This is a genomic window from Streptomyces sp. NH27 (assembly GCF_056859195.1).
In genome coordinates this window covers 1-8,171 of sequence record NZ_JACEGK010000361.1, presented here as the reverse complement: position 1 = coordinate 8,171, position 8,171 = coordinate 1, and the positions used below count along the sequence as shown (strand labels likewise).

General features: G+C 73.1%; 9 protein-coding genes. 5 read left to right on the top strand and 4 right to left on the bottom strand.

From position 1 onward, the window contains the following. Positions 1–23: 23 nt before the first annotated feature. The 3 genes from AC13HU_RS25740 to AC13HU_RS25730 form a co-directional block, all read right to left on the bottom strand. Positions 24–857 (bottom strand): transglycosylase SLT domain-containing protein, encoded by an 834-nt coding sequence (locus AC13HU_RS25740; protein WP_483044326.1) that lies wholly within the window; start codon positions 855–857, stop codon positions 24–26. Positions 858–1,131: 274 nt separating this feature from the next. Continuing rightward, entirely contained in the window at positions 1,132–2,295 is a 1,164-nt protein-coding gene (locus AC13HU_RS25735; RefSeq protein WP_483044325.1) for an S-adenosylmethionine:tRNA ribosyltransferase-isomerase, read from the bottom strand. Then, complete coding sequence (locus AC13HU_RS25730; protein ID WP_483044324.1) at positions 2,292–3,122, bottom strand: SDR family NAD(P)-dependent oxidoreductase; 831 nt, start codon at positions 3,120–3,122, stop codon at positions 2,292–2,294. The genes AC13HU_RS25735 and AC13HU_RS25730 overlap by 4 nt, the downstream gene beginning before the upstream one ends. A 191-nt stretch (positions 3,123–3,313) precedes the next feature. Here AC13HU_RS25730 and AC13HU_RS25725 point away from each other — a divergent pair, with 191 nt between their 5' ends. From AC13HU_RS25725 to AC13HU_RS25715, 3 genes are all read left to right on the top strand, one after another. Beyond that, complete coding sequence (locus tag AC13HU_RS25725; protein WP_483044323.1) at positions 3,314–4,600, top strand: GAF domain-containing sensor histidine kinase; 1,287 nt, start codon at positions 3,314–3,316, stop codon at positions 4,598–4,600. Then, entirely contained in the window at positions 4,593–5,237 is a 645-nt protein-coding gene (locus AC13HU_RS25720) for a response regulator (protein ID WP_483044322.1), read from the top strand. Before AC13HU_RS25725 ends, AC13HU_RS25720 begins: the two co-directional genes overlap by 8 nt. Positions 5,238–5,520: 283 nt before the next feature. Continuing rightward, positions 5,521–5,760, top strand: coding sequence for a chaplin (locus AC13HU_RS25715; protein ID WP_483044321.1), 240 nt, complete (start codon positions 5,521–5,523; stop codon positions 5,758–5,760). Between the two features lie 248 nt (positions 5,761–6,008). On the opposite strand, the gene AC13HU_RS25710 is transcribed toward AC13HU_RS25715, so the two are convergent. Further along, positions 6,009–6,797: a hypothetical protein gene (locus AC13HU_RS25710; protein WP_483044320.1), complete on the bottom strand. Its 789-nt coding sequence runs from the start codon at positions 6,795–6,797 to the stop codon at positions 6,009–6,011. A 115-nt stretch (positions 6,798–6,912) separates the two neighbouring features. On the opposite strand from AC13HU_RS25710, the gene AC13HU_RS25705 reads away from it, so the two are divergent. Continuing rightward, entirely contained in the window at positions 6,913–7,722 is an 810-nt protein-coding gene (locus AC13HU_RS25705) for an ABC transporter ATP-binding protein (RefSeq protein ID WP_483044319.1), read from the top strand. A 99-nt stretch (positions 7,723–7,821) separates the two neighbouring features. Further along, positions 7,822–8,171, top strand: a 350-nt coding sequence (locus AC13HU_RS25700; protein ID WP_483044327.1) for an NfeD family protein, incomplete at its 3' end; no start/stop codon positions are given.

Here is an 8,171-nt window from a genome sequence, read left to right as displayed (position 1 = left end):
CCCGCATTCGGCGGATCGGTCGATCAGTACGCGGAGTTCACGTTGTCCATGCCGCCGTACACGTGGGACGCGTAGTTGCAGGCGGCGGTGATGTTCGCGACCGGGTTGTAGACGTTCCACGAGGTGCCGGACACGTGGTAGGCGTTGAACGTGGGGTCGATCGTCTGGAGCAGGCCCTTGGAGGGAATGCCCTTCATGGCGTTCGAGTCCCACAGGTTGATCGCGTTCGGGTTGCCGGAGGACTCCCGAATGATGTTGCGGTAAATCCCGTTGTAGGTCGGCACCGGGATGTTGTGCGAGGCCAGGGTCGCCCGGGCCTCGCGAATCCAGCCGTCCAGGTTGTTCGGGTAGGTCGCCGCGGCCGGCTTCGCCGCGGCCGTGACCTCCGCGACCGGGGCGGCCTTGGTGACCGGTGCGGGCTTCTTGGCCACCGGCGCGGTCTTCTTGATCACGACGCGCTTGGTGGAGCGGTTGGCCGCTTCCTTGGCGCGCTCGGCGGCCTGGTCGGCCGCCTTCTTCTTCGCGGCCGCCGCGTCGGCGGCCTTCTTCTTCGCAGCGGCGTCCGCAGCCGCCTTCTTCTTCGCAGCGGTGTCCGCGGCGGCCTTCTTCTGAGCGGCGGCCTGGTCGGAGATGGCCTTCTGGGAGGCCATGCCGGACTCGGGGCTGATGCTCTTGACCTGGTCGCCGGTGGAGACGGAGAACCCAGTCGGGTCGCCGGCGGCGACAGCCGACCCACCAGCGGTCGCCTCGAGACCGGTGACTGTCAGCGCAACGGCCGCGGCGGCGGCGACACCGGCCACCGTGATCTTGTGCTTCCTGGACAGTCGGCCGATCTTCGGGATCGTGGGGAGCTGCATGCGGGATTACCTCTTCCGATTGGGACCCGAGAATTGTTAAAGGGTCGGAAATCGGGGGTCAAAGAGCCCTGCTACGAGCCGAACTCGTAGATGCGGCCGGCGCCCTGATCGGGTTTCCCGGGTTTCCTCCCGGGAGTTCGGGCCTCGAATTCAACTAAGCGACCTAGTATGTGACGCAGGTCCTATAGGTGAGGTCACAAGGGAGCACCCCCTGCGTCGCGGAAGGTGACGGAGGGGGTGCTTTATGTGACGTTTATTCGGGGGCTGAAAGCCCTTATGGCAGCAGCAGGTTGACGTCTCCGAACTCGTGCCAGAGATAACGGCCGCGCAACGCTTCGGCGTAGACGCGCGTCAGCAGCCCGTCGCCCGACAGGGCCCGCAGCATCAGCAGGTGCGACGCCTCCGGCTCGTGCAGCCCGGTCAGCAGGCCGTCCACCGCGCGCACCCCGCGCTCCGGGGTGATCACCAGCTCCGTCCAGCCGTGCGCGGCCCGCACCACCCCACGCCCGTCGGCCGCCGACTCCAGCGCGCGCACGGCCGTGGTGCCGACCGCTACCACTCGCCCGCCGGCCGCCCGGGCCGCGTTCACCTGCCACGCGGTGCTCGCCGGGACGGTGTACGGCTCCGCGTACGGCGGTTCGTGCGCCTCGGCGGACGCCACCCCTGTGTGCAGCTCGATCGGTGCGATCTGCACGCCCCGGCTGACCAGCTCCGTGACCAGCGGCGCGGTGAACGGCCGGCCCGCGCTCGGCATCTCCGCCGAGCCCCGCCCGTCTGCCGACGGCGTGCCGAACACCGTCTGGTACGCCGACAGCGGCTGGTCGCGCGCGGTGTACGCGTAGCGGATCGGCCGCCCGTGGCGGCGCAGGTGCCGCACCACGTCCGGCACCCGCACCGACGCCACCCACAGCCGGTCGGTGGCCGGGCCCAGCGGCCGCTCCAGTACGAGCCGGCCGCCGCCGGCCAGCCGCACCTCCGCCCCGGCCGGTCCGCCCGGCCTGCGCACGGTCGAGCCGTGCCCGTCGGGGGAGCGCACCTCCACCACCCAGCGGCCGTCGTCACGCCGGGTGGAGAAGTGCACCACCACCCGTGCGCCGGCCTTCGAAGCGGCACGCGTGACGGCGGCGCTGCCCGCGTCCCCGTCCGCGGCCCCGTCCGTTGTCCAGCCGTCCAGCGCCGCGGGCAGCGTCCTCGACGTGTTGACCACCAGGACGTCCCCGGCCCGCAGCAGACCGGGCAGCTCGCGGAACCCGTGATGGGTCACCTCGCCGCTGTCCCGCCGGCCGACCAGCAGGCGTACCCCGTCCCGGCGTCGCGCGGGCACCGCGGCCGACAGCTCCGGCGGCAGCCGAAAGTCCGCCAGGCTCCCGGTGTCCACCCGGTCCGCCTCGGCGTCGCAGGTCTCGCACCTGACCAGGGTCGGTGCCGCCGCGTTCATCGTGCCTCCTCCGGGCCGGCCGGTTCGCCGGCGACGTAGCGACCGCTGCCGGCCGGGCCGTCGAGCAGCCGCAGCAGCGCCGGGGCCACCTGCTCGGGCAGCGGGCGCCGCCCGAAGTCGGGGTCGTCCGGCACCGCCGCCGCGTACAGCCCGGTCCGCAGGTCGCCCGGGTCCACCCACCACACCCGGACCTTCGGTTCCTCCTCGGCCAGCACCGCCGACAGGTGCTCGAGCGCCGCCTTGCTCGCTCCGTACCCGCCCCAGGTCGGATACGCCGCCACGGCCGCGTCCGAGCTGACGTTCAGCACCGCGCCGCCGGCCGCCCTCAGTTCCGGCAGAACCGCCCTGATCAGGGCGAACGGCGCCATGACGTTGGTCTCCAGCGCCTCCCGCAAGCCGTCCTCGGCCAGCTCGGCCAGCGGTATCAGCGGTTCCGCGCCCAGCGCGCTCGCGTTGTTGACCAGCAGGTCCGGGCCCGCGCCGCCGCCCAGCTCCCGGGCCGCCGCGACCAGCTCGGCCCGGTGCTCCGGGCGCGTCACGTCACCGGCGACCGCCCGCACCCGGCCACGTGCCGGCCGCTCCGGCGCCGCGCTTCCGCCGGCCACATCGTCCGCACCTTTGTCCCCTATATAGGGCACATCATGCGATTCGCCCGTTTTGAGGGTTTTCGTATTGTCGGTTCGGTCGCGCTCCAGGTCCCGTACCGCCGCTCGCAGCGTGTCCGCGTCGCGGCCGTCCAGCACCAGATCCCAGCCGCGGCCGGCCAGCTCCTCGGCCAGCGCACGGCCCAGCCCCCGCGACGCGCCCGTGATGATCGCCACCGGCATGGTTCCCGCCTTCCGTCACGGCCCGGCACGGTCGCCGGACCCGATACCGACACCGTAGGAACGCCGCCGCGCCGTCCGCCTCGGGCGGCCGCCGCAACCGGCGCGGGCACTTGGCCCTAGGACGCAGGTACCAGGACGGTCCGTCCCTCGGCGCATACGGGCCGTCACCTGCGCCAGGTACCGTTGAGGGCATGTCCGAACGGACGCCGCGAGGCGGCATCGAAGCGGTCAGCGCCGCGATCGTGGCGATGAACCGCCGGCTGGAAGTACGCGAGGTCCTGCAGACCATCGTGGCCTCCGCCCGGGAACTGCTGGGCGCGCAGTACGCCGCGCTCGGCGTGCCCGACGACCACGGCGGCTTCGCCCAGTTCGTGGTCGACGGCGTCAGCGACGAGGAGTGGAAGGCGATCGGCCCGCTGCCCCGGCAACACGGCGTGCTCGCCGCGATGCTCCACGAGGCCACCCCGCAGCGGCTCACCGACGTACGCGACTTCGAGAGCTTCGCCGGCTGGCCGCGCACCCACCCCGTGATGAAGGCATTCATCGGCATGCCGGTGGCCGACGGCGACGAGATCCTCGGGGCGATCTTCCTCGCGAACAAGAACGTCCCGGCCGAGCGCCCCGGCAGCGCCGACGACGCCGGTCGCCCGGGCGACGAGGGCCGCGAGAGCCGGACGGGCCACCAGGGCGCCGACCGGGGTGCCGACCCGGGCGACGGCGCCGGCAAGGGCTCCGCAGGGGACTTTGCGGACGTGACCTGCCCGGCCGGCTTCACCCAGGACGACGAGGACCTGCTGCGCATCCTCGCCGACCACGCCGCGATCGCCCTCACCAACGCGCGGCTGCACGAACGCAGCCGCGAGCTGACGCTGGTCGGCGAGCGCGCCCGGATCGCCCACGAGCTGCACGACGCGGTCTCCCAGAAGCTGTTCTCACTGCGGCTGACCGCCCAGGCGTCCGTCGCGCTGGTCGACACCGACCCCGGCCGCGCCAAGGAGGAGATCCGGCAGGTCGCCGCGCTCGCCGCCGAGGCCGCCGAGGAACTGCGGGCCGTCGTCGTGGAGTTGCGCCCGGCCGCCCTGGACGAGGACGGGCTCGTGGCCACCCTGGGCACCCAGGCCGACGTCCTGGACCGGGTGCACTCCGCGAGCGTGACCTTCCGCGCCTTCCGGATGCGCGCCCTTCCCGCGCCGCAGGAGGAGGCCCTGCTGCGGGTCGCCCAGGAGGCCACCCACAACGCGCTGCGGCATGCCCGACCCCGGACCGTCGCCGTCACCCTCGAAGGACACGGCAGAGGCGCCAGGCTGCGTATCCGCGACGACGGTCGAGGCTTCGACCCCACCGCCGTCCGCCAGGCCGGCCGCCACCTCGGCCTGGTCTCCATGCGGGACCGCGCCGACGGCGTCGGCGGTTCGCTCAGCGTGCAATCGGAGCCCGGCAAGGGCACCGTCATCGAGATGGAGGTGCCAGGTGGCTGACAAGGTGATCCGGGTGCTGCTCGTGGACGACCACCAGGTGGTCCGCCGCGGTCTGCGGACGTTCCTGGAGGTCCAGGGCGACATCGAGGTGGTCGGCGAGGCCGGCGACGGCGACGAGGGCGTGGCCCGCGCGCTGGAGTTGCGGCCCGACGTGATCCTGATGGACGTCAAGATGCCCGGCACCGACGGCATCGAGGCGCTGCGGTTGCTGCACGAGGCGGAAAGCCCCGCCCGGGTCCTCATCGTGACCAGCTTCACCGAGAAGCGCACCGTGGTCCCCGCCCTGCGGGCCGGCGCCGCCGGTTACGTCTACAAGGACGTCGACCCGATCGCGCTCGCCGACGCGATCCGCTCGGTGCACGCCGGGCACGTCCTGCTCCAGCCCGAGGTGGCCGGGGCCCTGCTCGCCCCGGACCAGCCCGCCGCGGGCACCGGCCGCGGCAACGCGCTGACCGAACGCGAGCGCGAGGTCCTCGGCCTGATCGCCGACGGCCGCTCCAACCGCGAGATCGCCCGCGCGCTGGTGCTCTCCGAGAAGACCGTGAAGACCCACGTGTCGAACATCCTCATGAAGCTCGACCTCGCCGACCGCACCCAGGCGGCCCTGTGGGCCGTGCGCAACGGCGTGGGCGACTGACGACGCACGCCGAGCACCCGCACGCCGGGCACCCGCCCGGCGCGGACCTGGACAGCGCGGACCTGGACAGCACGGACCTGGACGGTCACCTGGCGCGCGGGACCCGTCGGCGCGCCCCCGCGGGCGCCGATGCGCCCCACCCGCACACCCGCGCTCGGCGGAGTGAGATTCATACTGTCGGGTGTATGTCTCCCGGGTCGCGCATCCGATGCGGCGGCGATCCGTTCTGCATGGCGTGTCGCGGCGGACGGCCGCGGTGCGTCTCGCAAGGAGGAAGTTCGAAGTGAAGAACCTGAAGAAGGCCGCGACCATCACCCTCGTGGCGGGCGGCCTCATCGCCGCCGGCGCCGGTGCGGCCTCGGCCGACTCGGGCGCGCACGGTGCCGCCGTGAAGTCCCCGGGCGTGGTCTCCGGCAACGTCGTGCAGGTTCCGGTGCACGTCCCGGCCAACGTGGTCGGCAACACGGTCAACGTGATCGGCCTGCTCAACCCGGCCTTCGGCAACACCGGCGTCAACCTGTGACACCGGCCGCCGCCTGAACCTCGGGCGGCCCCGCGCGGGCCCCGCGGCCGACGTCCCGTACGTCGCTGCGAGGCCCGCGCGGCTGTCGGGAGCGGTACGACCCGCGGCCGACCGGCGCCCGGCCGGGTGCCCACGGCTCCGGTGAGCAGTGGCGAGCCGCGGCGATCCGCCCGCGGGCCGGGTGCGGGCCGACAGAGTTCCGACGGCCCGACCCTGACCTCGCCCCTGACCCCGACACCGGCCTCGCGCTACGGCCGGCGCCGCTCCGCCTCCTCCACGTACGCGTTGTACGCCGCGACCTGCGCGCGCCGCGCGGTCCGCTCCACCGGCCGCAGCAACTCCGCCCGGGTCGCGATCTGCGACGCGCTCACCGCGCCGCCGTGCCCGTCGGACGCTATCGACACCAGCGCCGCCACCCGCTGCGCCAGCTCCAACACCCTTACCGCGCGCGGCGGGTAGCCCGGCGCGAGCACCTCCCGGCCGCGCTCGGCCCGCGCCCGGTACGCCTCCAGCGCCGCCTGGGCGGCCGGACCCGCGCCGGCCACGTCGAGCTGTGCCAGCGCGTCGGTGGCGTCGCGCAGCGCCTCGGCCAGCTCCCGCTCCGCCTCGCCGAGCGAGGGCACGTCGGCCGGCGGGGCGTCCCGTACCGGCAGGCACTGCCACTCCACGTCCACGTGCAGGTCGCCGGCCGGCCCGGCCTCGTAGACCTCCGGCACCAGGCCGAGCGAGACCGCGCCCACCGTCAGCACCGCCTCACCGGCCGCCATCGCGCGGGCGTTGAACTCGGGCGGACCGGCCAGCCCGAGCGGGTGCCCCGACACCGGCAGCGCCAACCGCAGCCCGGTGACGCCGAGCGCCCGGAGTCTGCCCAGACCCAGGGTGAGCCCGACCGGGGCCGGTTCGCCCGGCAGCCCGACGACGCGGTGCACCGCGTCGTCGGCCGAGATCCGCTGAGCAACGTCATCAGGGGCGGCAAGTCCGGCAAGCAGGGCATTTCCCCACGCCGCCAGCCGTCCTGAACGAGGTTCATCAAGCATGCCCCCAGCCTATGGACTGGACCGGTCGTGTGGTGGCGTAAGTTTTCCCCGGGGGTTGTTCCTTCCGGCCCGTGCCGATCCCGGCACACCGACATGCCGAGACTGCCGAGATGCAATGGGAGACAACGCGCTCATGAGCGATGTACTGGAGCTGGTGGACGTATCCGTGGTCCGCGACGGACGGGCTCTGGTCGAAGGGGTCTCCTGGACGGTGGCCGAGGGGGAGCGCTGGGTCATCCTCGGCCCCAACGGCGCGGGCAAGACCACTCTGCTGAACGTCGCGTCCAGCTACCTCTTCCCGAGCGCGGGCACCGTGCAGATCCTCGGCGAGAAGCTCGGCAGCGTCGATGTCTTCGATCTGCGGCCGCGGATCGGCGTGGCCGGCGCCGCCATGGCGGAGAAGATGCCGCGCCGCCAGACCGTCCTGGAGACCGTGCTCACCGCCGCCTACGGGATGACCGCCACCTGGAACGAGGGGTACGAGCAGGTCGACGAGGAGCGGGCCCGCGCCTTCCTCGACCGGCTCGGCATGACCGACTTCCTCGACCGGAAGTTCGGCACCCTGTCCGAGGGCGAGCGCAAGCGCACCCTGATCGCCCGCGCGATGATGGTCGACCCCGAGCTGCTGCTGCTCGACGAGCCCGCGGCCGGACTCGACCTCGGCGGGCGCGAGGACCTGGTACGGCGGCTCGGCCGGCTCGCCCGCGACCCGATCGCACCCTCCATGATCATGGTGACCCACCACGTCGAGGAGATCGCCCCCGGCTTCACGCACGTGCTGATGATCCGCCAGGGCAAGGTGGTTGCCGCCGGCCCGCTCGAGACCGAGCTCAGCTCCCGCAACCTGTCCCACTGCTTCGGGCTCCCGCTCGTGGTCGAGCGCCGCGGCGATCGCTGGACCGCCGCCGGGCTGCCGCTGAAGTAGGACTGCCCGAGGCAGGCCACGAAAGCAGGACACCGAAGCGGGCTCCCGGCGCAGTCATCTCGCCTGCGCACTGCCGCAACTGGGCCTCGTACGCCTACGATTGACGTCGTGGACGCATGGGTGTGGTGGTTGGTGGCCGCGGTGGGGCTGGGCATCCCGCTGGTGATCACGGCGATGCCCGAATTCGGCATGTTCGCGGTCGGGGCGGTGGGCGGGGCCGTCACCGCGGGAGTCGGCGGTGGCATCGTCGCCCAGGTCGTCGTCTTCGTCGTGGTCTCTGTGGCGTTGCTCGTCTTCGTCCGGCCGATCGCCTACCGCAACCGCCAACGGCCCGAGCAGCGCAGCGGCGTGGACGCGCTCAAGGGCAAGCGGGCCGTCGTGCTCGAACGGGTCGACGACGGGGCGGGCGGGCGGATCAAGCTCGCCGGGGAGATCTGGTCGGCCCGCGC